Source organism: Actinomadura rupiterrae (genome assembly GCF_024172125.1).
GTDB classification, from domain to species: domain Bacteria; phylum Actinomycetota; class Actinomycetes; order Streptosporangiales; family Streptosporangiaceae; genus Spirillospora; species Spirillospora rupiterrae.
The window spans coordinates 155,528-177,461 of the sequence record NZ_JAMZEA010000015.1 but is presented as its reverse complement, the minus strand read 5'-3'; the positions used below and the strand labels follow the sequence as shown (position 1 = coordinate 177,461).

Below are 21,934 nucleotides of genomic sequence, written 5' to 3'. Positions count from 1 at the left end.
GTTCCCGCATGACGGCTCCGAAGGACGCGGCGTCCGGTGACGACGGGACGCCGCGCGAGGACGAGACGCCGCACGCACCCGAAACCCGGCCCGCGGGCCCGGCGGACCCCACCCCCGCCGGGCCCCCGCCCCCCGCGAACGCCCCAGCCTCCGCCCAGAGCACGTCCAGCCCGGCCTCCGCCCAGAGCACGCCCGACGCGGATTCCGCGCAGGGCGCGTCTGGCGCCGATTCCGGCGAGGACGTTTCCGGTGCGGGCTCTGCGCAGGGCGCGTCTGGGGCGGGCTCTGCGCAAGGCGTGTCCGGCGCGGGCTCCGCGCAGGGCGCGTCTGGGGCGGGCTCCGGGGAGGACGCTTCCGCTGAGGGCGCGGAGCCTGCGGTGGTGGCGGGGGGTGCTGCGGCGGCGCCCGCGGTGGTGAAGGCGGCGCCGGTGAAGGGCGGGCGGGGGTTGCGGCCGCCGTCCTGGCTGGCGGCGGGGTTCCTGCTGCCGGCGCTGGTGCTGCTCGGGTTTCTCGTCGTGTACCCGATCGCGTTCTCGGTGGTGCGCAGCTTCTTCGGCGCGGACGGCCACTCGTTCTCCGGGGTGGACAACTACACCGGCATCTTCAAGGGCCACGACAACCTGGTGACCGTCCGGAACACCGCGATCTGGGTGGTCGTCGCGCCGACGCTGGTCACCGTGATCGGGCTGATCTTCGCGGTGCTCACCGAGCGGATCCGCTGGTCCACCGCGTTCAAGCTGGTGGTGTTCATGCCGATGGCGGTGTCGTTCCTGGCGTCCGGCGTGATCTTCCGGCTGGTGTACGAGCAGGACCCGAACATGGGCGTGGCGAACGCGGCGATGGTCGCGGTGCACGACACGTTCGAGCCGGGCGCGGGCTACCCGGGCGCCGGGCCGCGCCCCGGCAAGGACGCGCTCGGCAGCCAGCAGGGCGACGGTTCGATCGTCAGCACCAGGCAGTACGCGGCGGGCCAGACCGCGCTGCTGCCGCTGCTGCGGATCAAGCCGGAGGACCTGCCCAAGAAGCCGGTCCAGGCCGTCCAGCCGCCGGCGGCCAAGCCCGGCGGGCTGACCGGCGCGGTCTGGTTCGACTTCACCAAGGGCGGCGGCGGGACGCCGAACCAGCCGAACGCGGGCGAGTCGGGCCTGCCGCGCGTCAAGGTCGAGGCCGTCCGCGGCGGGAAGGTCGTCGGCACGGCCACCACCCGCGATGACGGCACCTTCACGATGAAGAAGGTGAAGGGCGGCGGGCCGGTCGCGCTGCGGCTGCCGAAGTCGAACTTCACCGCGTCCTACGGCGGCGCGCAGTGGCTCGGCAACACCCTCATCACCCCGGCGATCATCGGGTCGTACCTGTGGGTGTGGTCGGGCTTCGCGATGGTGCTCATCGCGGCCGGGCTCGCCGCGATCCCGCGGGACGCGCTGGAGGCCGCGCGGGTGGACGGCGCGACCGAGTGGCAGGTGTTCCGGCGGGTGACGATCCCGCTGCTGGCGCCGGTGCTCACGGTCGTGCTGGTCACGATGGTCATCAACGTGCTGAAGGTCTTCGACCTGGTCTTCATCATCGGCGGCGGCGACCCGCACGCCAGCGTCCTCGCGCTGCAGATGTGGGTCGAGTCGTTCGGCGGCGGGAACGACCCGGGGAAGGGCAGCGCGATCGCGGTGCTGCTGTTCCTGCTGGTCGTCCCGGCCATGCTGTTCAACATCCGGCGGCTGCGGCAGGAGCGGGCATGAGCACGACCGAAACCGGGACGGCGCCTACCGGGACCCGCGACGGGGCGGGCGCGCCGCGCCGCGGCCTCGCCGCGCGGATCGTGGGCCGGATCGGCGGCGGGCTCGCGCAGTTCCTGCTGATCGTGGTCGCGCTGGTGTGGCTGGTGCCGACGTTCGGGCTGCTGGTCGCGTCGCTGCGGTCGACGTCCGACAACGGCGCGTCCGGCTGGTGGAAGGTGTTCTCCAAGCCGAGCCAGCTGACCTTCTCGGCCTACTCCGACCTGCTCGGCAAGGGCGACTTCGTCGACTCGTTCTGGAACACGGTGCTGATCACCGTCCCGGCGACGCTGCTGGTCGTGGTGATCGCGTCGCTGGCCGCGTACGCGTTCGCGTGGATGGAGTTCCCGGGCCGCGACTGGCTGTTCCTGGTCGTGGTCGGGCTGCTGGTCGTGCCCGTCCAGGTGGCGCTGCTGCCGGTCGCCAAGCTGTACGGCGCGGTCCGGATCGGGAGCTTCCACCTGTTCGGCTCGATCACCGGCGTGGTGCTGTTCCACGTCGCGTTCGGCCTGCCGTTCGCGATCTTCCTGCTGCGCAACTTCTTCGCGGGCATCCCGCGGGACCTGCTCGAAGCGGCGCGGATGGACGGCGGCTCGGAGTGGACGATCTTCCGGCGGGTGATCTTCCCGCTGGGCGGCCCGGCGATCGCGTCGCTGGCGATCTTCCAGTTCCTCTGGGTCTGGAACGACCTGCTGGTGGCGCTGGTGTTCGCCGACACCGGCAGCCAGCCGATGACCAAGTGGCTCCAGTCGCAGATGCGGCAGTTCACCGGCAACATCGACATCCTGGCGCCGGGCGCGTTCCTGTCGCTGATCGTCCCCCTGGCGGTCTTCTTCGCCTTCCAGCGCTACTTCGTCCAGGGCGTCCTCGCCGGCTCGGTGAAGTAACCACGAACGCACGACACCCGCCGCCCGGTGAAGTAACCACGAACGCGCGACGCCCGCCGCCCGGTGAAGCAACCACGAACGGACGACGCCCGCCGCCCGGTGACGTAACCACGAACGCTCGCCGCCCAGTGAAGCAACCGCGAACGCGCGACGCCCGCCGCCCAGTGACGTAACCACGAACGGACGACGCCCGCCGCCTGGCGAAGTACCGCGAACGGTCCCGGCCGCCGCCCCGTGAAGTACCGCGAACGGACTCGGCCGCCCCTTGGTGAAGTCACCGCGAACGGATGGCGCCCGCCGCCCCCTCGGGGGCGGCGGGCGCCATCCGTTCGCATGGTCGTCGCTGCGACCGCCGCCGATCTGATGGCCGAGACAAGCGCGCTGCTCGCGGCGGCGGGGCCGTCGCTGAAACGGTTCGTTCCGTAGCGGACGATCCAGTTTTGTAGCGGACGATCTGCTTCGGAGCGGCGTTCGCCCTGCGCGGCGGGTCAGCGGACGTGCCGCTGCAGGATCTCGCTGAGGCGTTCGATCGTGAGGGCGGGGGAGGTGCTCAGGTAGAAGTGGCCGCCCTCGAACACGCGCAGCTCGAACGCGCCGGTGGTGTGGCCGCGCCACGCCTCCGCCTCGTCCAGGGTGACGTGCGGGTCGGCGTCGCCGGTGAACACCGTGATGGGGCAGGAGACCGTCGCGTCGGGCTCGGCGCGGTAGGTCTCGATCGCCGTGTAGTCGGCGCGGACGGCCGGGAGGAACAGCCGCAGCAGCTCCTCGTCCTCCAGCAGGCTCGGGTCGGTGCCGCTGAGCGCGCGCAGCTCCGCGATCACACCCGCGTCGTCGCGCCGGTGTACCGACTCTGCACGGTGCCGCGACGGCGCGCGCCGCCCGGACGCCACGACCGCGACCGGCGCCGACCCCTTCGCCTCCAGCCGCCGCGCCGTCTCGAACGCGATGGACGCGCCCATGCTGTGCCCGAAGAACATCAGCGGGCGGTCGGCGTGCGGGGCGAGCGCGCGGGCGACGTGGTCGGCCAGCTCGTTCAGGTCGGTGATCGGCGGGTCGGTGCGGCGGTCCTGCCGTCCGGGGTACTGGACGGCCAGCACCTCGACGCGTCCGGCGAGGGACGCCGACCGGCGCAGCGCGTTCGATACCGGGAAGTAGAAGCTCGCCGAGCCGCCGGCGTGTGGGAAGCACACCAGGCGCAGCGCGGCGTCCGGCGCCGGGTGGAAGCGGCGGATCCAGGTGTCGCTCTCGGACCCCCGCCCAATAGCGATCGTCTCCGTCATGCCGTTCGGCCTCCTACCTCGTATTCCTCGCCTTTGCCGCTGCGGCCCTTGCCACAGCGCCCCTTGCCACAGCGGCCCTTGCCACAGCGGCCCTTGCCACAGCGGGCCTGCCACGGCGGGCCTGCCACGGCGGGCCTGCCGTGTCCGGGCCCCCGACGTCCGGGTGCCCGATGTTGCGTTCCTGCCGTGCCCGGACTTTCGTCGTGGCGTTCCTGCCGTGCCCGGACTTTCGTCGTGGCGTTCCCGCCGGGCCCGGACTTTCGTCGTGGCGTTCCCGCCGGGCCCGGACTTCCGTCGCGGCGGTCCCGGCGTGTTCGGGCTCCCGCCGTATTCGGGTCCCGGCGTGTCGGGCTCCCGTCGCGGCGGTCCCGGTGTGTCCGGGGTCCTGCCATGTCCGGGGCCCGCCACGTCCGGGGTCTCGTCGTCGTCCGGAGGCCCGCCGTGTCCGGAGGCCCGCCGTGTCCGGAGGCCCGCCGTGTCCGGAGGCCCGCCGTGTCCGGAGGCCCGCCGTGTCCGGAGGCCCGCCGTGTCCGGAGGCCCGCCGTGTCCGGAGGTCCGCGGCGTCCGGAGTCGCGGTGGGACCCCGGCGGTGCCGCGTCGGGAGTCTTGTTGTCGGCTTCTGTTGTCCCGGTCATCGTGGGGTGGCGGGCTTGAGCTGTTCTGGAGCGGCGGTCGTCCGGGCATTCCGGGCCATACTGCTGACCGCGCGGGGGTGGCCCCAACCCCTAATCGCCCCTAGGTGGACGGGGTGTGGCCGCTTTCACAAGGCCGGAAACGGTGTGTGAGGTGTCCGATACAACGCGGAACGTATTCGTCCTGCGACAGATGAATGCGTGGGTGGCCGGAGGGGAAAATCCGCCGGTCTGACGGATCAATGTCCGGACGGCGTCGGAATTGCCGTAGCGGCCCGTTCGTCCGGTCCTTCCCGGCGGTGGGAGTGCTCCGATTCGTGACTTCTCCCACGTGGAGTAGTCGGTTACTCGCGAGTCATGTCGGATGTGTGCACGCCGTGTTAACGGGCCCCCTCCGGCCTCGGGGTTTCCGGGAGGAATTCTCGTCCCGGCCGGGTGAGGACAGCATCGGTGCAGGTCAACGGGTGTGGCGATCGGGAGCGTCCGCGGAGGTGCGGCAGATCGTCCGAAGATGTGGCTTGACCGTGATGTGGGGGTTGTGCATATCTTCTCTGGGGCTGGGGCACTTCGGCGGGGGCGCACGAAGTGATCGGCCGTAGCAAGAAGCCATCTCCGAATGGGGTAGGAGAATGGCCGATTCCGGCCACAACTCGGCGCGGTGGGACGCGCTCGGGGATTGGCCGGTCGGACCCCACATCCGAACGGGGGAAGTCACGGTGTCATTGATCGAGCGCGAGAGCGTGCAGGATCGCCTGGACGGCCTGCTAGCCGGGGCCGCTCGTGGGGAGGCCGTCGTCGCCGTGCTCGGCGGCCCGACGGCGACGGGGAAGACCGCGCTGCTCAGGGAGCTCGCCGAGCGCGCGGCGGAGGCGGGGACGGCGGTGCTGAGCGCCACCGCGGCGAGCGGCGAGCGGCTGCGCCCGCTCAGCACGGTCGGCCAGCTGCTCGACCCGGACGGCCTGGCGGCGGACGCGGACGCGGACGGCACGGCGGCGGGGGCCGCCGAACCGGCCCGTCGCCTGCACGCCGCCGTCACCGAACTGGCGGCCCGCTCCCCGGTGCTGCTGGTCGTGGACGACCTGCAGCACGCCGACGAGGAGTCGCTGCGCTGCCTGCGCTACCTGACGCACCGGCTCGGCGCCGAGCGCGTCGCGATCGTGCTGTCCTGGGAGCAGCAGCTCGGCGAGGACCAGTCGGCCACGCTGCGCGAACTCATCTACCGTCCGAACGTCCGCTGGTTGCACCTGCGGCCGCTGTCGCCGGACGGCACCCGCCGCCTCGTCCGCGACGTGCACGGCCGGGCCGCGGCCGACACGGCGGCGGACGCCTACCACGCGCTGAGCGGCGGCAACCCGCTGCTCGCCACCGCCCTGCTGGCCGACAACGACCCGCTCGGCGCCGAGCCCGGCACGCACGCCGGGCCCGCGTACGCGCAGGCGCTGCTGGTCTGCCTGCACCGGATGGGACCGCTCGTCGGCCGCATCGCCCGCGACCTCGCGCTGCTGGACGACCCGGTCGACCCGCACCTGCTGGGCCGGCTCAGCGAGGTCGGCAGCGGCATGGTCCGGCGCGCGCTGCAGTACCTCACCGACGTCGGCGTCCTGGACGGGACGCGGTTCCGGCACCCGGCCGCGCGGCAGGCGATCCTGGACGGCCTGCCCGCCGGCCAGGAGGCCGGGCTGCGCCGCCGCGCCGCGTGCCTGCTGCACGATGAGGGCGCGCCCGCGCAGGCCATCGCGCGGCACCTGCTGGTGGCCGGACCGGTGCGTGAGGACTGGGTGCCGCCCGTCCTGTCCGAGGCGGCCTGGCACGCGCTCGTCGACGACGACGTGGCGCGCGCGATCCGCTGCCTGCAGATCGCCGGGGAGTCCTGCACGTCCGAGACCGAGCGGTACTCGGCCAAGGCGCGGCTCGCGGCCGTCCGCTGGCTGGTCAAACCGGCGACCTCGGCGCCGTCGTTCGCGGCGCTGCGGGCGCCGATCGCGGCCGGACGCGTCCGTCCCGAATGCGCGCTGGACGTCGCGCAGGCGATGCTGTGGTTCCTGCGCTTCGACGAGGCGACCGAGGCGATCGAACGCGTCGCCGGCGACCCGGAGGTGCTGGGCTCGGTCGCCGAGGCCTACCAGGTCACCCGGCTCAGCCTCGACACGATGTTCCCCGGCGTCCTGCCGCGGCTGCGCACGTCCTGCCCGGCCACCGGGGACCGCCCGCCGTCGATGGTGGTGCCGGAGCTGCGGTCGCTGGAGATCCTCTCGGCGGTGCTGCGGCAGTCCGCCGACGACCACACGATCGCCCAGGCGGAGCAGGTGCTGCTCGGCAGCCGCGCCAGCGTCGGCGCGCTGATGGCGATCGGCCCGGCCATCCTCAGCCTGGTCTACACCGACCGGCTGGAGTCGGCCGCCGCGTGGTGCGACCGGTTCCTCGCCGAGACCGGCGCCCCGGACGGCTCGGACGGCAGGTCCGGCGCGTGGCGGGCGTTCCTCACCGGGTTCAGCGCCGTCATCGCGCTGCGCACCGGCCACCTGGACACCGCCGTCGAGCGCTCCCGCCGCGTCCTGGACCAGGTCGGACGCAACGGCTGGAACGCCACGTCCGTCCTCGCGGTCGCGACGCTCGCCGAGGCGCTCACCGCGCTCGGCGACCACGCCGCGGCGGCCGAGCTGTTCGCCGACCCCGTCCCGGCCGAGGTCTTCAAGACCACCGTCGGCCTGCACTACCTGTACGCGCGCGGCCGCCACCACCTGGCGACCGACCGCGAGCACGCCGCGCTCGCCGACTTCATGGCCTGCGGCGAGCACATGCTGCACTGGAACATCGACACCCCGGCGCTCGCCCCCTGGCGCGTCGCCGCCGCCGAGGCCTGGCTGAAGATCGGCGACCGGGACCGCGCCGCCGACCTGGTCACCGAGCAGCTCGGCCAGTTCCGCGCCGACCTGCCCCGCGCCTTCGGCAAGACCCTCCGGGTGCTGGCCGCCGTCAGCGCCCCCGACAAGCGGCCCGCGATCCTGTCCCGCTCCCAGAAGCTCCTGGAGCGCGGCGGCGCCCGCTACGAGCTGGCCCGCGTCCTCACCGACCTCGGCGAGGCCTACCACCAGCAGGGCGACCGCGCCCGCGCGCAGACCGCGACGCGCCGCGCCCGCCGCCTGGCCAAGAACTGCAACGCCCACGACCTCTACGAGGAGGCACCCGCCCTGTACAGCCCCGCCACCCGCCCACCGGGAGGCAGCGTCATCCCCATGCAGTACAACGACGCCTACGGCAACCTCAGCGACTCCGAACGCCGCGTGGCGCTCCTGGCCGTCCAGGGCCTCACCAACCGCGAGATCGCCGGCAAGCTCTTCATCACCGTCAGCACCGTCGAGCAGCACCTCACCCGCGTCTACCGCAAGATGAACGTCCGCAACCGCGAGGAACTCCCCACCGTCCTCCGCCTGGACGGCCTGGAGGCCGTCTGACCGACTCCCAACCCCGCGCCCCGCACCCAGCCCCTGCCCGCATCCTTCCCCCGCCGGGCCAGGGGCCCCTTCATGCCGCCACAGCGCCCCCGCCGCGCACGGCAAGACCCGATTGCGCGCGGCCCAGCCCTGTTGCGCGCGGCCCCAGCCTGTTGCCCGAGTTGCGCGCGGCCCCGGCCCCGTTGCGTGAGTTGCGCGCGACCCCAGCCTGTTGCGTGCGGCCCCGGCCTGTTGCACGAGCTGCGCGCGACCCCAGCCTGTTGCGCGCGGCCCCGGCCTGTTGCACGAGCTGCGCTCGCTCTGGCCCTGCTGCGTGCCGCCCGGCCTGTTGCGCGAGTTGCGTGGCCTCGGCCCCGTTGCGTGAGTTGCGCGCGGCCCCAGCCTGTTGCACGAGCTGCGCGCGCCCTGGTTCTGTTGCGCGCGGCCCCGGCCTGTTGCGCGAGTTGCGCGTGGCCTCGGCCCTGTTGCGCGAGTTGCGTGCGGCCCTGGTTCTGTTGCGCGCGGCCCCGGCCTGTTGCACGAGCTGCCCGCGGCCCCAGCCTGTTGCGTGCGGCCCCGGCCTGTTGCGTGCGGGCCGGGGCTGTTGTGCGCGGGATGGACCTGGCTATCGCGCTGCGCAGAGGCGACGCGGAAAGCGGGGCTCCACTTGGAGCACGTTGCCGCAGTCCTTGCCCTTACTGGACGCGATGGCGAGCCAGCCCGCCGGGCTGTACCGGTAGAACGTCCGCTTTCCGATGGGGTGGGAGTCGCACGTGCCGGGGTCGCCGCACACGGGCCCGGTCGGCATGCTGAAGTCGATCACGAGCCAGTAGCCCTCGCAGTGCGCGTCCCACCAGGTGTGCCGCGGAATGTCCTCATGCTTCACGGTTTGCTCGTACGAAGAGGTCGTACATCCGGTCGGAGCCGGGAAGCACCCGTCAGACCCGCACCGCCGCAACGGCCCGTCGCCTGCCGAGGCCACCGCATATTGGTGCTCGCTGCTGTCACCGATGACGACCGTCCGTTTCCCGAGGACGGCGGGCAGCTTCGCTCTTGCCGTGGCCAACGCCTTCGGCGGAACCCCGATCGCCCGGCACCCCTTGATCGGACGCCCCGAGTCGTCCTCCAGGGACTGGTACAGCACGTTCACCCGGACGAACTTGGCTTCGGACTGGATGACGGCGGCCTGCGGGTTGCGGTAGCAATCGCGTCCTGCGGGCACCTCGAAGTCCACGGCGAGCATCTGCCCGCCTTGCTCGCTCCGCACCTGCGCCGCGTCAGTGATCCCGAACGTCCGCCAGGTGACCTTTTCCGTCGTCTGCTGTTTCGCATGGGTGTGGCCGCAACTCGCAACCGCTAACGCGAGTACCGAAACCCCCGTCGCTCGCCGCAAAGCTCCCATATGCATCACCCGGAGGGATCATAAATGACGAGCTTCCGCGGGACCCGGCCGGACGGCTGCTCCGTGAACAGCTCGACGAACTGGTAGCCCGCCGGGACGAACTCCAAGCGCAGACGCATCGCGAAGCCCGGCGTCGCGACCGCCTCGGCGCCGTGGTCCTTCCGCTCATGACCGTCTTCTGCCTGGGCGGGATCGCGGCCGCGGTCGCCGATCTGGCGGGCCCTGCCTCGACGGCCTCCGCCGACGCGGTCGTCCTGGTCCTCTGCGCGTCCGGCCTTCTGGTTTTCGTCCCGACCTCCCTCTTGACCTGGCTCGACATCCGAATGGGCGGACGTGTCGAGTGAGGATCAGGCGCCGACGAAGGTCACGGTTTCCGCCATGGCGGCCCGCTCAGTACGCAGAGGCGGCACCTCTTCGTCCTCGAACCCGATGGAGACGCCGCAGAGCAGCTGCTCCCCTTCCTCCGCTCCGACGATCTGGCTGACGGTCTTGCGGTACATCGTCCACATCACCTGCGGGCAGGTGTGCAGACCTTCGGCTCTCAGCAGCAGCATGACGGTTTGCAGATACATCCCCGCGTCCGCCCACTGCCCGGGCCCCATCGCCTGGTCGAGATAGCAGAACAGGACGACCGGCGCGCCGAACGCGTCAGAGTTCAATGCCGCGATCTTCTTGGGCCGTTCCGGGTCGTCCCGCTCGATTCCCAACGCCGCGTACCGCTGAGCCGCAGCAGCGCCAAACCGATCCAGATACGGCGACGTCAATTCGGCCGGATACATCGGATACTCGCGCTCATCACCCGGATCCCCGGCAAACGCCCGGGCCGTCGCGCGCCTCTTCAATTCGACCAAGGGCTCACCGGTGACGACGTACACACGCCACGGCTGAAGGTTCCCGCTGGACGGCGCCCTGGCCGCCGCGCCCAGCACACGTTCGAGCGTCTCATGAGGCACCGCCTTGTCGCTGAACGCCCGCACGGCCCGCCGACTGTCCACGGCTTCATACACGTCCACGTCTTCCCACCCTCGCACTCAACGACAAGGAATTCTCTACCGCCTCAAAGCCTCCAGGTGGCAAGCGGTGACTCTTGTCGCATCTCATGCCGAGTCGGTGAAGATGAGGATCGACCGGCAGAAGCGCGACGTCTCAGGTCGTGGTGGCGGGCAGGGCGGAGTAGGGGTGGACGGGGATGCGCATCGGAGGTTCGGCGAGCAGGCCGATGATCTCGTCGCGGAGTTCGTCGGCCAGGGGGCCGCTCTCGTAGGCGTCCTTGGCCTCGTCAGAGATGAAGACCTCGACGTTCCAGAGAACGTCGGGGTCGTCGTCCTCGCGGGCGATGATGTAGCGGTCCGACGCGCCGGATTTCTCCATGCCGGCGGTCGCCAGCTCGAACAGCCTGTCGCCGAGTCCGGGCTTGGCGCGCATCCTGATGATGTAGGCGGGTTGGTCCTGGAGCGCCATGTCATCTTCCGTTCTTGAGTGCGAGCGGCTTGGGGCACGTTCGCCTCCCAGGTCAGCACACTCTTGGAATCGACGATCCAAAGCACACGCCACGGGCTCGTCTGGTGTGGGCCTCGTGGCTGCTGCCCTAGCCGGCCTGGGAGCGCTCGGCGCGGCGATAGCGGCCGGGTGCCAGGCCGTACTCGCGCTTGAATGCCTTGGCGAACGCGAACTCCGACTGGTAGCCGACCTGCGCTGCCACGGCACTGAGCGGAGCATCGGATTCCAGCAGCAGGCGCGCGGCCGTCGTCATGCGCCACCACGTGAGGTAGGTCAGCGGTGGTTCGCCCACCAGCCCGGTGAACCGCTCGGCGAACGCCGACCGCGACAAACCGGCGCGCGAGCCGAGTTCCTGCACTGTCCACAGCCGCCCAGGTTCCTCGTGGAGCGCGGCCAATGCGGCGCTGATAGCCGGATCGGTGATGGCGGACGCCCACCCGCCCGGGGCTGCTCCGGCGCGCTCGTCCGCCCAGGCCCGCAGGATGTAGAGCAGCATCGCGTCGACGAGCGCGGGCACGATCCCGTCCCGTCCGGGGCGGTAGTCCTCCAACTCGCCGCTGAGCAGGTCGATGGTGGACCCGAGCGCGCGCTGCCCCGGTGGCACGTGCAGGACGTCGGGGAGCTCGCGGGTCAGCGGATGCGGACGGCTGCGACCGAGCTGATACGCCCCACACAACAGCAGCGCACGCTCTCCGGGACCGTCGATCTCCACCCGTCCGATCGTCGTGCCCGGCTTCCAACGGCCCGGCCGGAAGTCAACGGGCGGCGTGGCCGGATCGTCCGCGAGGACGTGCGCACTGCCGTGGCGGAGAAACACCGCATGCCCGGTACCGAGCTGCAACGGTTCCCCGCCACCGTCCGGGAGCAGCCAGCAGGAGCCCTGAAGGACAACGTGGAAACTCGCCCCGGTGATAGCAGGGAAGCGCAGCCCCCACGGCCCCCTGACCTCGGTACGAGCAGACCGGACGGGACCGGCGCGCATGGCGGCCAGAGCATCGGCCAGGACATCCATGCCCAGACCCTAACGCCGGACGCACAGACATGAAATCCGGATCTTGCAGCATTCATCGTCCGGCTACAGAGCCCTAATCTCATCCACGTCAGCAAACAGAGGGAGTGCCTGAGATGAAGGTTCTGGTGATCGGAGCGACCGGCAAGACGGGCCGGGCCGTGATGGACGCGCTGACGGCACGCGGCGCCGAAGCGCTCGCGGCGATCCGCAACCCGTCGCCCGACGGAGTCCGCTTCGACTGGGCCGACCGCACCACCTGGAAGCCCGCCCTAGAGGGCGCCGACGCCCTCTACATCGTCGGCCCGTACGCCCAGCCCGACGCGGACGTCCTGCTGCGCGACCTGCTGGCGACCGCAACCAACGTCCGCCGGATCGTCCTCCTATCGGTAATCGGCGCGGACAAACTGCCTTCCATAGTCCCAATGGCCGGCTGGGAGCGAGACGTCCAGAACTCCGGGAAGGAATGGACCATCCTGCGCCCGAACTGGTTCCAGCAGAACTTCGCCGAAGGCTTCCTACCGGCCCTCCAGAACGGAACGCTGGAACTCCCGGCCGGGGACGCCGCAGTGAGCTTCGTCGACACCCGCGATATCGCGGAGGTCGCCGCCATAGCCCTCACCTCGGACGGCCACTCGGGCCAGACATACGAACTCACCGGCCCCGAGGCCCTCACCCACACCGAGGCCCTGGAAATCCTGAGCAAAGTCGCCGACCGCGACCTGCGCTACGTCCCTCTAGACCCGTCCGCCCACACCGAAGCAATGCGCGCCGCCGGAGCCCCCGAGCGCACCATCACCTGGCAAGCCGCCCTCTTCTCCCAAATCCGCGACGGCTCCGACGCCACCATCACCAACACCATCGAACGCCTAACCGCCCACCCCGCCCGAACCTTCACCGCCTTCGCCACCGAACACGCCCCCACCTGGCAATCCGCATGACCCGCCCCTGGACCAAGGCCCCATCAGACCCGCGAGGTCGGGCTGGCGGATCAGTCCGCCGTGAACGGCCAGTCAGACGGCTAGGGACGGTTGCGCCTCTCGATCTCCTCGAAGATGTCGCTGTCGGTCTCCTGCTGCCATGACGGCATGTCGTCCCAGTCGGCGACGTAGGACGGCTTGGGGTTGGGGATGTGCTTGTGGATCTGGGCGATCCAGCACAGCGCGACGAAGCGCCCCTTCTGCTCCCGGGACAGGTGCCGGGTCGCGCCATCGGCGATCTCCACGAAATGGGCGACTTGGTTGTAGACCGCGCCGGCTGCCTGACGCTCCCAGTCTGGAGTGTCGTCCCAGTCGGCGACGTAGCCGGGCTTGGGTTCCCCGGGGAAATGCTTCCGCACTCCGGCAATCCACGCCTCGCGGAAGACGCGGCCGTGCTCGTTCTGCTGGGTTGTCATACGACCTCCTCAAGTTCGGAAATGCGGTGGCTGAGCTCCGCCGCGCGCCTGTCGCCCAGCATCGGCGGCGCGGCGTTGGTCATGACTGAGGACCGGTCGGCCCGTTGCTCGATGTCTTTGCTCGGCTGCATGTCCTGCTCCTGTCGCCCTGGTCGCGGCTCTCGCGCTGGTCCTGGGCGTCGCCGAGCCGCGCAAGGTTGTCCCACGTCGCAACGTCCGCGAGATTGAGGATGTCGAGCAGCTTGGGTTCTTCGAGGATCGCTACCGCGAGCCCCGCAACGTACTTCGCGAATCGCTCGTTGCTCCCGGCGCGCGCCATCGCGGCCCGGTACGCGCGGTGGACGAGCGACACCCGCTCGCGGGCGATGTCGGACTCCTGTCGAGCCCTGAGTGCCACCAGCGCAAGCGTTTCCGTGACGGTTCCGCGTCCCATGTGCTCTTCGATCACCGCATCCGTGACGATCTCCGCGAGTTCGGGCGGGGTGGCATAGTGATCGTACGGACCCTGCCCGCGTCTGGTCTCGTCCATCACATGACCCGCCGGTGCAGGACGTACCGGATCACGTCCACGGTGACGGTCACGTCGTCCGCGGTGGCGATACTGCGCCCTTCATCTGCACCGGTGTGCCAGACGTAAAACCATGCGCCGCCCACGAAGTCGGCGCGCACCCCGACCGGCGTCGCCCCGACCACCCACACGCGGACGTGGCGCGTCGCTCCGCCGCTCAACGGCCCCCACGCCACGCGCATCCCGGCCAGCTGGCAGGCGTCCGCCAGATCGCTGAGCGTGGTGATCCGCTCGGTCCGTTCCTTCGGCTCGTCCGTGGACGAGGCATCGCCCGAGGCGGGCACGCTACCGGCCGCATGCCGCCCCTCCTGCCGTCGCAGGCGTCGCATCGGAAACCTCCAGAGTTTGCGAGTGAGGAGCGCGGCCTGTCACCTGCCCAGGCAGGCGCGCCGGCTGTTCTGCGTCAAAGGCGAAGCTAGAGCGACCGTGAGGGCGGGGACCGTACAATTTGTGTGGATCGTGCTTCCGCCAGGCGGGGATTCTGTCGCCGATGACCGACAACACGAAGATCGGACGTCGCGTCGCCTATTGGCGCGAGCGGCGCGGTATGACGCGCCGGCACTTCGCCGACCAGATCGGCCGTTCCCTCAGCTGGGTCGAGAAGATCGAGGCAGGCGAGCGAAGCCTGGTTCGCCTCCCGATGATCGAGCGCGTCGCCGACGCGCTCCAGGTCTCATGGCGTGTCCTGGTGGACGACGACGAGGCCGAACGAGCACGCCGACGTCCGGACGCGGCCGAGGTCAACGCGATCAAGTCAGCGCTTGCCCGATACCCCATCGCACAGCCGCAGATGGAGCGCGATCACCAGCCTGACCTCGGCAGACTCTCAGGACAGGTCTCTTACGCCCTCGAAGCGTTCTTGGCATCCGATTTCGCGGTCGTCGGGCGAACTCTTCCGAGCCTCATCGACGACGGGCAGCGGGCGATCAAGACGCACGAGCAGCAGCGGCGCGAAGCGGCTGCCCTGCTGGTCATGATCTACAAGTTGGCCGCTTCGACCCTGCACAAGTTCGGTGCCCACGACCTGGCGTGGCTCGCCGCCGACCGTGCCATGTCCGCCGCACGCCTTGCCGGCGACCCGGCCTCCCTCGCGCGGGCGGGCCGTTGCGTCGGCCGGGCGCTGATGTCGACCGGGCTCATGCCCGAGGCATTGGACCAGCTCAGGGCGACAGCGGCGGAGCTGGAACCCACGCTGTGCGACGCTTCGCCGGACGTGTTGTCGTTGGTCGGCATGGTGTGGCTCGCGGCCGAGATCGCGGCCGCCCGCGCCGGAGACGCCGACGTCGCCCGCGCCATGCACGCCAAAGCCGAGGCGATCGCACAGAGACTCGGTCCGGGCTACGAGGACCGCAACACCGCGTTCGGGACGGCGAATGTCCTGTTGCATCGGGTATCGGCGCTCGTCCGGTTCGGGGACGGGAGGGCCGCCCTGGCCGCAGCGAGCCACGTCGAAGCGGACGCGCTGGCCCGCCTGCCACGCGAGCGCAAAGCCAACTTCCTCCTCGATCTCGCCGAGGCGCACAGACGATGCGGCAACCTCGACCAGGCTGTGACGGCACTCTGGGAGGCGGACGAGACCGCGCCCCAGGAAGTCCGCCGCCGACCCTTGGCCCAGGAGTTGATCGCGGGCTTGTGGGAGTCACGGGACCAGATCCACGGCTCGGCGCGCTTGCGACAGCTGGCGGTCCACGCTGGACTACCGGTGTGAGCGACACAGCTTCCCGCCCCGTCCTGTACGTCATTGTCTGCGCGGCCGGACCCGCCTCCCACGTCGAGCGGCTCGTCGCACAAGCACAAGAACGCGGCTGGGACGTCTGTGTCATTCCCAGCCCCAACGCCGTTGACTTCATGGACGCTGCCGAGCTGGAAAATCTGACCGGACATCCCGTCCGGTCCCGCCACCGCAAGCCCGGCGAGGCCGGAAGTCTGCCCAAGGCTCAAGCCATCATCGTTGCGCCCGCCACCTACAACACCCTCAACAAGTGGGCGCTGGGGATCGCCGACAACTACCCCCTCGGTCTGCTGGCCGAACTCGTCCCGCTCGGCGTCCCGACCGTCGTGCTGCCCTTCATCAACTCCGCCCTCGCAGCCAACCCGCCGCTCTCCCGCAGCATCTCCGACCTGCGCGCCATGGGCGTGCGCGTGCTCTACGGCCCGGGAGAGTTCGAACCCCACCCACCTGGCACCGGCGGCTCTCGACTCGACTCCTACCCCTGGAACCTGGCACTTGACGCTGCTGAACAAGCCCACCGAAACGCATCCTCGATGCGCTGACCAATGGCAACCGGACCGCGAAGTCGGGGCGCACGTGGTTGCCTGCACACGGTCTCGGCTTTGGCCGGCGTCTTTACGTTCCTTGGCCTCTGCGACGCCCTGGATGGGCTAGGCAGACGTCGCTTGCCTGACCCAATTCATGTAGCTCGCCGAGCCGCCCGCGATCACAGTGAAGGTCACTTCCGGGTTGTCCCAAGGATGATGCTCGATAAGGTGCTGCTCCAGCTCTTCGTAGCGGTCCCGTGTGGTGCGCAGGGTGAGTACCCATTCCTCACCCTTGCCGAGTTCTCCCAGGTGCCAGAACGCGGAGGCGACTGGGCCGCTGACCTGACCGGAGGCCGCAAGCTTGGCGGACACGGCCGACTGCAGCAGCTGCAGAGCGGTCTCGCGATTGTCGGCAGTGGTCAAGACCTGCAGGACATCGGTCATGGCGCGACCCTACGGTGTGGACAAGGCCGGAGGAAGGGACGTCATCCTGATGGCGTAACTCCATGGCACGGTGCCTCGGCGCCATGACCCAGCCAGACTGCAAGCGCTGCTTGCTCGGGGCGTTGTGCGAGCCGCGGGCTGGTCGTCCAGGAGGATGAGCCAAACCAGCAGGCGTGGCCGGGCCGAACCCGTGCGCTAACAGCAGTGGTCGGCCATCCGTTCGGGCAGCGGGCTGATGGTCCTATCGGGCTGACGGCCTCATGGCCCGGTGTCGTCAGGTCAGCTCGGCTTGCGCGTTCGAGGCCGTCGATAGAACGGCAGGCCCGTGGCTGTCGGCGTGTGGTTGTCGACCTGTACGGGCTGGGGGCGCCTGGGCGGGTGGGGGACGTTAGGGGCGGCTAGGGGCTTGGGGGGGTTTGTTGGTCTCCGTAGCGTGAACCCGGAACACGGCGCCGTGTCGCATTCGGCGATTTCTTCACAACCGGGGTGGCTTTGGTGGGCAGCGAGGACCGCAACGAGGAAAAGCTTCTCGATTACCTCAAGCGCGCGACGATGGATCTGCGCGCGGCCCGCAAGCGCATCGCCGAAATGGAGGAGCGTGAGCGTGAGCCCATCGCGATCGTCTCCATGGCATGCCGCTATCCGGGTGGTGTCGCGTCGCCAGAGGATCTGTGGCAGCTCGTTGCGGACGGCGTGGACGCTGTCTCTGACTTTCCGCCCGATCGTGGCTGGGACGTGGAGGGGATCTACGACCCGGAGCCTGGTAAGGCCGGTAAGAGCGCGGCTCGGGAAGGCGGGTTCCTCTATGACGCGGCCGACTTTGACGCGGGGTTCTTCGGTATCAGCCCGCGTGAGGCGATTGAAACCGATCCGCAGCAGCGGTTGCTGTTGGAGACGGCCTGGGAGGCGGCTGAGCGGGCCGGTATCGACCCGCTGTCGTTGAAGGGGACGCAGACCGGTGTGTTCGCCGGCGTGATGTACCACGATTATGCCAACGGTAGTAACGCCGGCAGCATCGTGTCGGGGCGGGTCGCCTACACGCTTGGGCTGGAGGGGCCCGCTGTGTCGGTCGACACTGCTTGCTCCTCTTCGCTGGTGGCCGTTCACATGGCCATGAACGCGCTTCGGAACGGTGAGTGCACGCTGGCGTTGGCGGGCGGGGTCACCGTTATGACGACTCCAGACATGTTCGTGTACTTCAGCGAGCAGCGCGGGCTTGCTATGGACGGGCGTTGCAAGTCGTTCTCTGCTGCGGCCGATGGTGTCGGGTGTTCGGAAGGGGCCGGTGTTCTGCTGCTTGAGCGTCTTTCGGACGCGCAGCGGAATGGGCACCAAGTGCTTGCGGTCATTCGTGGATCTGCGTTGAACCAGGATGGCGCGTCCAACGGTCTTACCGCGCCGAACGGACCCGCGCAGCGGCGCGTTATTCGGCAGGCGCTGGAGAGTGCGGGTCTGTCGCCCTCCGATGTGGACGCGGTTGAAGCGCATGGCACCGGGACGACGCTGGGTGACCCGATTGAGGCTCAGGCGCTGCTTGCCACGTATGGGCGCGACCGCGAGGAGCCGTTGTGGCTCGGGTCGATCAAGTCGAACATGGGGCACACGCAGGCCGCGGCCGGTGTCGCGGGCATCATCAAGGTCGTCCAGTCGATGCGTCACGGCGTCCTGCCCAAGAGCCTTTACGCGGACGAGCCATCCCCGCAGGTCGACTGGGACTCGGGCGCTGTCGAACTACTCACCGAGGCGCGCGACTGGCCGCGTGGCGATCGTCCGCGCCGGGCGGGCGTCTCGTCCTTCGGGATCAGCGGCACTAATGCGCACGTGATCATTGAGGAGGCGCCCGAGGCGCAGGCGCAGGAGGTCGAGCGTAAAGAGCTGCCGGTCGTGCCGCTTGTTGCGTCCGCCCACTCGTCCGAAGCGATCCGTGACCAGATCGACCGGCTGGCCGCCGCCCAAGGGGACGCGCTGGACGTCGCGTTCTCGGCGGCGACCGGACGGGCCGCGCTCGAACATCGCGCGGTCATCGTCGGGGATGAGAGCGTGAGCGGCGTTGCCGCCGAGGGTAAGCTCGCCTTCCTGTTCACCGGGCAAGGGAGCCAGCGCGTCGGGATGGGGCGCGAGCTGTACGAGACGTTCCCGGTCTTCGCGTCGGCGTTCGATGAGGTCTGCGGAGTGATCGACCTTCCGCTGAAGGACGTGATCTGGGACGACGAAGAACGCCTCAACCAGACGCAGTTCACCCAGCCTGCGATCTTCGCGCTTGAGGTGGCGTTGTTCCGGCTGGTGGAGTCGTGGGGGATTCGTCCGGACTTCCTTGTCGGCCACTCGATCGGCGAGGTCGCGGCCGCGCATGTGGCCGGGGTGTTCTCACTTGAGGACGCGGCGAAGCTCATCTCCGCGCGCGGCAGTCTGATGCAGGCGCTACCAGGTGGCGGTGCGATGGTCGCGATCCAGGCGACCGAGGACGAGGTCACGCCGCTGCTCGACAACGACGTGAGCATCGCGGCCGTGAACAGCCCGTCCTCGCTGGTCATCTCGGGTACCGAGGACGCGGTCGCAAAGGTCGCCCAACAGTTCGGCGATCGGAAGCAGACGCGCTTGAGCGTCTCGCATGCGTTCCACTCGCCGCTCATGGATCCGATGCTGGACGACTTCCGCAAGGTCGCCGAGTCGATCACTTACAACGGGCCCGAGATCCGGCTCGTCAAGGACGTCACCACGCCTGAGTACTGGGTCAAGCACGTCCGCGACGCTGTCCGGTTCGCCGACGACGTCCAGCAGCTTGCCGCTGAGGGCGTTAGCCGGTTCCTGGAGATCGGTCCGGACGGTGTGCTGACCGCGATGGCTCAGCAGACCGCGGACGGCACGATGGCAGCGTCCCTCCGCCGCGAGAAGCCCGAGATCGCGAGCCTCTTCCTGGCCATCGGACTCCTCTTCGCCAACGGCGTGGACGTCGACTGGAACAAGGTCTTCGATGGACGCGGCGCACGCCGCGTAGACCTGCCCACCTACCCCTTCCAGCGCAAGCGGTACTGGCTGCTGGAGCAGCCGAAGGCCGCCGCCGGCGCCGACTCCGTCGAGCATCCGCTGCTCACCGCCCTGGTCGAGCTGCCGGACGACAAGGGAACGGTCTTCACCGGACGCGTCTCGCTGGACGCTCAGCCCTGGCTCGCCGCGCACGACGCTTTCGGCGCGGTCGTCGTGCCGGGTGAGGTTTTCCTCGAACTCGCCTTGTTCGGCGCCGAGCAGACAGGCCGCGGACGGGTCGACGAACTCAACGTCGCCACGCCGCTGATCCTCGCCGACGACGAAACGCAGAGCCTCCGCGTCCTAGTCGAAACGGACGGCACACTCAGCGTCCACTCGCGCCGCAATGACGACACGGCCTGGATCAAGCACGCCGAAGCCGTCCTGACCGGCGAAGCCACGACGAACAGCCCGCGCGACGAAGACTCATACGCGGCCCTGCTCAAGGCTGCGGGTCTTGACGAACACGACACGGCCACGCTTGCCCACGCCTGGCAGGGCGTTGAGTTGAATGCGGACGGCACGCTGTCGATCGAGTCGGCGGAGACCCGGCCGATCACGCCGGACGAGCTGCGCGCCGCAACGGGCGGACGCGATTCCCTCTTCCACATTGAGTGGGTCGCAGCAACCTCGACCAGCGAGAACCACGGGCCGCGCGTGGTCTACGAGTGCCCGCAGCCGAGCGACGACACTCCGCAGGCAGCCCGCGCAGTCGTCAACGACGTTCTCACGGCCATCCAGAGCTGGCTGGGCGCCGACCGCCCCGAGGACGAACGGCTCGTCATCGTCACGCACGGCGCGACCGACGGTTCCAATCTGGGCCACGCGGCCGTCCCCGGTCTGGTCAGGGCCGCTGAAGCCGAGCATCCCGGACGTTTCGTCCTCCTCGACCTGGACGCCGAAACGCAAAGCATCCCCGACGAGATCGCGCATCACGACGAGCCGGAACTGGTCGTTCGCGGCGGGGAGATCCGCGTCCCGCGCCTCGCGCGCGTACCCGCCACCAGCACCAACGCCCCGATCTGGAACACCGACGGCACAGTCCTCATCACTGGCGGGACGAGCGGCCTCGGCGCCCTCGTCGCCCGGCACCTGGTCGAGAACCACGGCGTCCACGACCTCCTCCTGACCAGCCGGCGCGGCATGGACACGCCAGGCGCCGCCGAACTCGCCGCCGAACTGAAAAAGCAAGGCGCAGCGGTCGAGATCGCCGCCTGCGATGTCGCCGACCGCAGCGCGGTAGAGAACCTTCTCAAGAACAGGACGCTCACCGGCGTCATCCACTCGGCGGGCGTCCTGGACGACGCGCTCATCGGCGCGCTCACGCAAGAGCGGCTCGACAACGTCCTGCGTCCCAAGCTGGACGCCGCCCGCAACCTCGACGAACTCACCCGCAACCAGAACTTGACGGCCTTCGTCCTGTTCTCGTCCATCGCGGGCACGCTTGGAGGCGCAGGCCAGGGCAATTACGCCGCCGCCAACGCCTACCTGGACGCGCTCGCCCGCAACCGGGCCGCGCAGGGCCTGCCCGCGCTATCCCTCGGCTGGGGCCCGTGGACGCAGGTCGGCGGCATGGCCGACCGCATGGACGACGCCGAGGTGCAGCGCCTCGCCCGCTCCGGCATGCCGCCGCTGACCCCCGAGGACGGCCTGGCCCTCTTCGACGCCGCGACACAACCCGGACGTCCCGCCGCGACCGTGCCGGTACGGTTCGACCTCGCCGCGCTGCGCGACCAGGCCGAGCTCGGACTCGTCCCGCCGATGCTCAGCGGCCTCGTGCGCACACGCACGAACGCCCCGGTGTCCTGGGAAGCCCGTCTGGACGGCCTGACCGACGCGGAACGCGAACGCCTCCTCCTGGAAACCGTCCGCGATCGCGTGGCACGCATCCTCGGACACGAAGGCGCGGCAGCGGTCGAACCCGACCGCGCGTTCAACGAGATGGGCTTCACCTCGCTCGCCGCCGTCGAGCTGCGGAACGCGCTGAACGCCGAGACCGGCCTGAAGCTGCCCGCGACGCTGGTGTTCGACCACCCGTCCGCGCGCGCCGTCGCCGTCCACCTCAGCGAAGAGCTGCGGCCCGCGGAGACCGACCCGGCCGAGCCGCTGCTGGCCGAGCTGGACCGCCTGGAGGCCGCCCTGACCGGCCTCGACGCATCCGACGACGCCCGCGTCCGGGTGACGGCCCGCCTTGAGGCGGTCCTGCGCCGCACCCGCGAGGCCGCGACCGCCGAGGCGGCGACCGACTTCACGTCCGCGTCCGACAGCGAGCTGTTCGACGCCCTGGACAAGGAACTCGGGTTCTCCTGACCGCCCGCCCCGCCCAA

Annotated in this window: 17 protein-coding genes; 8 read left to right on the top strand and 9 right to left on the bottom strand. The window is 70.1% G+C overall.

The window, feature by feature from the left end; genetic code table 11:
* The first annotated feature begins 8 nt into the window (after nt 1-8).
* Complete coding sequence (locus FHU30_RS40015) at nt 9-1,733, top strand: carbohydrate ABC transporter permease (RefSeq protein WP_301324352.1); 1,725 nt, start codon at nt 9-11, stop codon at nt 1,731-1,733.
* Nucleotides 1,730-2,656 carry a carbohydrate ABC transporter permease gene (locus FHU30_RS40010; RefSeq protein WP_253882926.1) on the top strand — a complete coding sequence of 309 codons (927 nt, stop codon included), beginning with the start codon at nt 1,730-1,732 and terminating at the stop codon, nt 2,654-2,656. The genes FHU30_RS40015 and FHU30_RS40010 overlap by 4 nt, the downstream gene beginning before the upstream one ends.
* A gap of 488 nt (nt 2,657-3,144) precedes the next feature.
* Here FHU30_RS40010 and FHU30_RS40005 read toward each other — a convergent pair whose 3' ends face one another.
* A complete protein-coding gene (locus FHU30_RS40005; RefSeq protein WP_253882925.1) occupies nt 3,145-3,936 on the bottom strand; it encodes a thioesterase II family protein in 792 nt (263 codons plus the stop codon).
* Between the two features lie 1,348 nt (nt 3,937-5,284).
* On the opposite strand from FHU30_RS40005, the gene FHU30_RS40000 reads away from it, so the two are divergent.
* Entirely contained in the window at nt 5,285-8,023 is a 2,739-nt protein-coding gene (locus tag FHU30_RS40000; protein WP_253882924.1) for a helix-turn-helix transcriptional regulator, read from the top strand.
* Nucleotides 8,024-8,627: 604 nt separating this feature from the next.
* Here the strand turns inward: FHU30_RS40000 and FHU30_RS39995 are convergent.
* A complete protein-coding gene (locus FHU30_RS39995) occupies nt 8,628-9,269 on the bottom strand; it encodes a hypothetical protein (protein ID WP_253882923.1) in 642 nt (213 codons plus the stop codon).
* 302 nt (nt 9,270-9,571) lie between these two features.
* Between FHU30_RS39995 and FHU30_RS39990 the strand changes: the two genes are divergently transcribed.
* Complete coding sequence (locus tag FHU30_RS39990; protein WP_253882922.1) at nt 9,572-9,748, top strand: hypothetical protein; 177 nt, start codon at nt 9,572-9,574, stop codon at nt 9,746-9,748.
* Between the two features lie 3 nt (nt 9,749-9,751).
* Here the strand turns inward: FHU30_RS39990 and FHU30_RS39985 are convergent, their stop codons facing one another.
* The 3 genes from FHU30_RS39985 to FHU30_RS39975 all read right to left on the bottom strand — a co-directional run bounded on the left by FHU30_RS39985 (nt 9,752) and on the right by FHU30_RS39975 (nt 11,916).
* Nucleotides 9,752-10,417 carry a nitroreductase gene (locus tag FHU30_RS39985; RefSeq protein WP_253882921.1) on the bottom strand — a complete coding sequence of 222 codons (666 nt, stop codon included), beginning with the start codon at nt 10,415-10,417 and terminating at the stop codon, nt 9,752-9,754.
* A gap of 133 nt (nt 10,418-10,550) precedes the next feature.
* Nucleotides 10,551-10,865, bottom strand: coding sequence for a putative quinol monooxygenase (locus tag FHU30_RS39980; RefSeq protein ID WP_253882920.1), 315 nt, complete (start codon nt 10,863-10,865; stop codon nt 10,551-10,553).
* 127 nt (nt 10,866-10,992) lie between these two features.
* Nucleotides 10,993-11,916 (bottom strand): AraC family transcriptional regulator, encoded by a 924-nt coding sequence (locus FHU30_RS39975; RefSeq protein ID WP_253882919.1) that lies wholly within the window; start codon nt 11,914-11,916, stop codon nt 10,993-10,995.
* A gap of 113 nt (nt 11,917-12,029) precedes the next feature.
* On the opposite strand from FHU30_RS39975, the gene FHU30_RS39970 reads away from it, so the two are divergent.
* Nucleotides 12,030-12,854: an NAD(P)H-binding protein gene (locus tag FHU30_RS39970; protein ID WP_253882918.1), complete on the top strand. Its 825-nt coding sequence runs from the start codon at nt 12,030-12,032 to the stop codon at nt 12,852-12,854.
* 80 nt (nt 12,855-12,934) lie between these two features.
* Here the strand turns inward: FHU30_RS39970 and FHU30_RS39965 are convergent, their stop codons facing one another.
* The 3 genes from FHU30_RS39965 to FHU30_RS39955 all read right to left on the bottom strand — a co-directional run bounded on the left by FHU30_RS39965 (nt 12,935) and on the right by FHU30_RS39955 (nt 14,206).
* Nucleotides 12,935-13,309 (bottom strand): hypothetical protein, encoded by a 375-nt coding sequence (locus FHU30_RS39965; protein ID WP_253882917.1) that lies wholly within the window; start codon nt 13,307-13,309, stop codon nt 12,935-12,937.
* A gap of 79 nt (nt 13,310-13,388) precedes the next feature.
* Nucleotides 13,389-13,838 (bottom strand): hypothetical protein, encoded by a 450-nt coding sequence (locus FHU30_RS39960; RefSeq protein WP_253882916.1) that lies wholly within the window; start codon nt 13,836-13,838, stop codon nt 13,389-13,391.
* Complete coding sequence (locus FHU30_RS39955; protein WP_253882915.1) at nt 13,838-14,206, bottom strand: hypothetical protein; 369 nt, start codon at nt 14,204-14,206, stop codon at nt 13,838-13,840. Before FHU30_RS39955 ends, FHU30_RS39960 begins: the two co-directional genes overlap by 1 nt.
* Nucleotides 14,207-14,367: 161 nt before the next feature.
* Between FHU30_RS39955 and FHU30_RS39950 the strand changes: the two genes are divergently transcribed.
* Together FHU30_RS39950 and FHU30_RS39945 are read left to right on the top strand one after the other, a co-directional pair.
* Nucleotides 14,368-15,585 (top strand): helix-turn-helix domain-containing protein, encoded by a 1,218-nt coding sequence (locus FHU30_RS39950; protein ID WP_253882914.1) that lies wholly within the window; start codon nt 14,368-14,370, stop codon nt 15,583-15,585.
* Complete coding sequence (locus FHU30_RS39945) at nt 15,582-16,151, top strand: flavoprotein (RefSeq protein ID WP_253882913.1); 570 nt, start codon at nt 15,582-15,584, stop codon at nt 16,149-16,151. The genes FHU30_RS39950 and FHU30_RS39945 overlap by 4 nt, the downstream gene beginning before the upstream one ends.
* Before the next feature lie 108 nt (nt 16,152-16,259).
* On the opposite strand, the gene cutA is transcribed toward FHU30_RS39945, so the two are convergent.
* Nucleotides 16,260-16,580, bottom strand: a complete 321-nt coding sequence (cutA, locus tag FHU30_RS39940) for a divalent-cation tolerance protein CutA (protein WP_253882912.1) — start codon at nt 16,578-16,580, stop codon at nt 16,260-16,262.
* A gap of 495 nt (nt 16,581-17,075) precedes the next feature.
* On the opposite strand from cutA, the gene FHU30_RS39935 reads away from it, so the two are divergent.
* The gene (locus tag FHU30_RS39935) at nt 17,076-21,917 is read left to right on the top strand and encodes a type I polyketide synthase (protein ID WP_253882911.1); all 4,842 of its coding nucleotides are present in this window, start codon (nt 17,076-17,078) and stop codon (nt 21,915-21,917) included.
* Nucleotides 21,918-21,934: the final 17 nt, after the last annotated feature.

What these genes read in the sequence shown, in the direction of transcription:
- FHU30_RS40015 (WP_301324352.1), top strand. Translation starts at nt 9, where the DNA reads ATGACGGCTCCGAAGGACGCGGCGTCCGGTGACGACGGGACGCCGCGC.
- FHU30_RS40010 (WP_253882926.1), top strand. Translation starts at nt 1,730, where the DNA reads ATGAGCACGACCGAAACCGGGACGGCGCCTACCGGGACCCGCGACGGG.
- FHU30_RS40005 (WP_253882925.1), bottom strand. Translation starts at nt 3,936, where the DNA reads ATGACGGAGACGATCGCTATTGGGCGGGGGTCCGAGAGCGACACCTGG.
- FHU30_RS39990 (WP_253882922.1), top strand. Translation starts at nt 9,572, where the DNA reads ATGACCGTCTTCTGCCTGGGCGGGATCGCGGCCGCGGTCGCCGATCTG.
- FHU30_RS39980 (WP_253882920.1), bottom strand. Translation starts at nt 10,865, where the DNA reads ATGGCGCTCCAGGACCAACCCGCCTACATCATCAGGATGCGCGCCAAG.
- FHU30_RS39975 (WP_253882919.1), bottom strand. Translation starts at nt 11,916, where the DNA reads ATGGATGTCCTGGCCGATGCTCTGGCCGCCATGCGCGCCGGTCCCGTC.
- FHU30_RS39970 (WP_253882918.1), top strand. Translation starts at nt 12,030, where the DNA reads ATGAAGGTTCTGGTGATCGGAGCGACCGGCAAGACGGGCCGGGCCGTG.
- FHU30_RS39965 (WP_253882917.1), bottom strand. Translation starts at nt 13,309, where the DNA reads ATGACAACCCAGCAGAACGAGCACGGCCGCGTCTTCCGCGAGGCGTGG.
- FHU30_RS39960 (WP_253882916.1), bottom strand. Translation starts at nt 13,838, where the DNA reads ATGGACGAGACCAGACGCGGGCAGGGTCCGTACGATCACTATGCCACC.
- FHU30_RS39955 (WP_253882915.1), bottom strand. Translation starts at nt 14,206, where the DNA reads ATGCGACGCCTGCGACGGCAGGAGGGGCGGCATGCGGCCGGTAGCGTG.
- FHU30_RS39950 (WP_253882914.1), top strand. Translation starts at nt 14,368, where the DNA reads ATGACCGACAACACGAAGATCGGACGTCGCGTCGCCTATTGGCGCGAG.
- cutA (WP_253882912.1), bottom strand. Translation starts at nt 16,580, where the DNA reads ATGACCGATGTCCTGCAGGTCTTGACCACTGCCGACAATCGCGAGACC.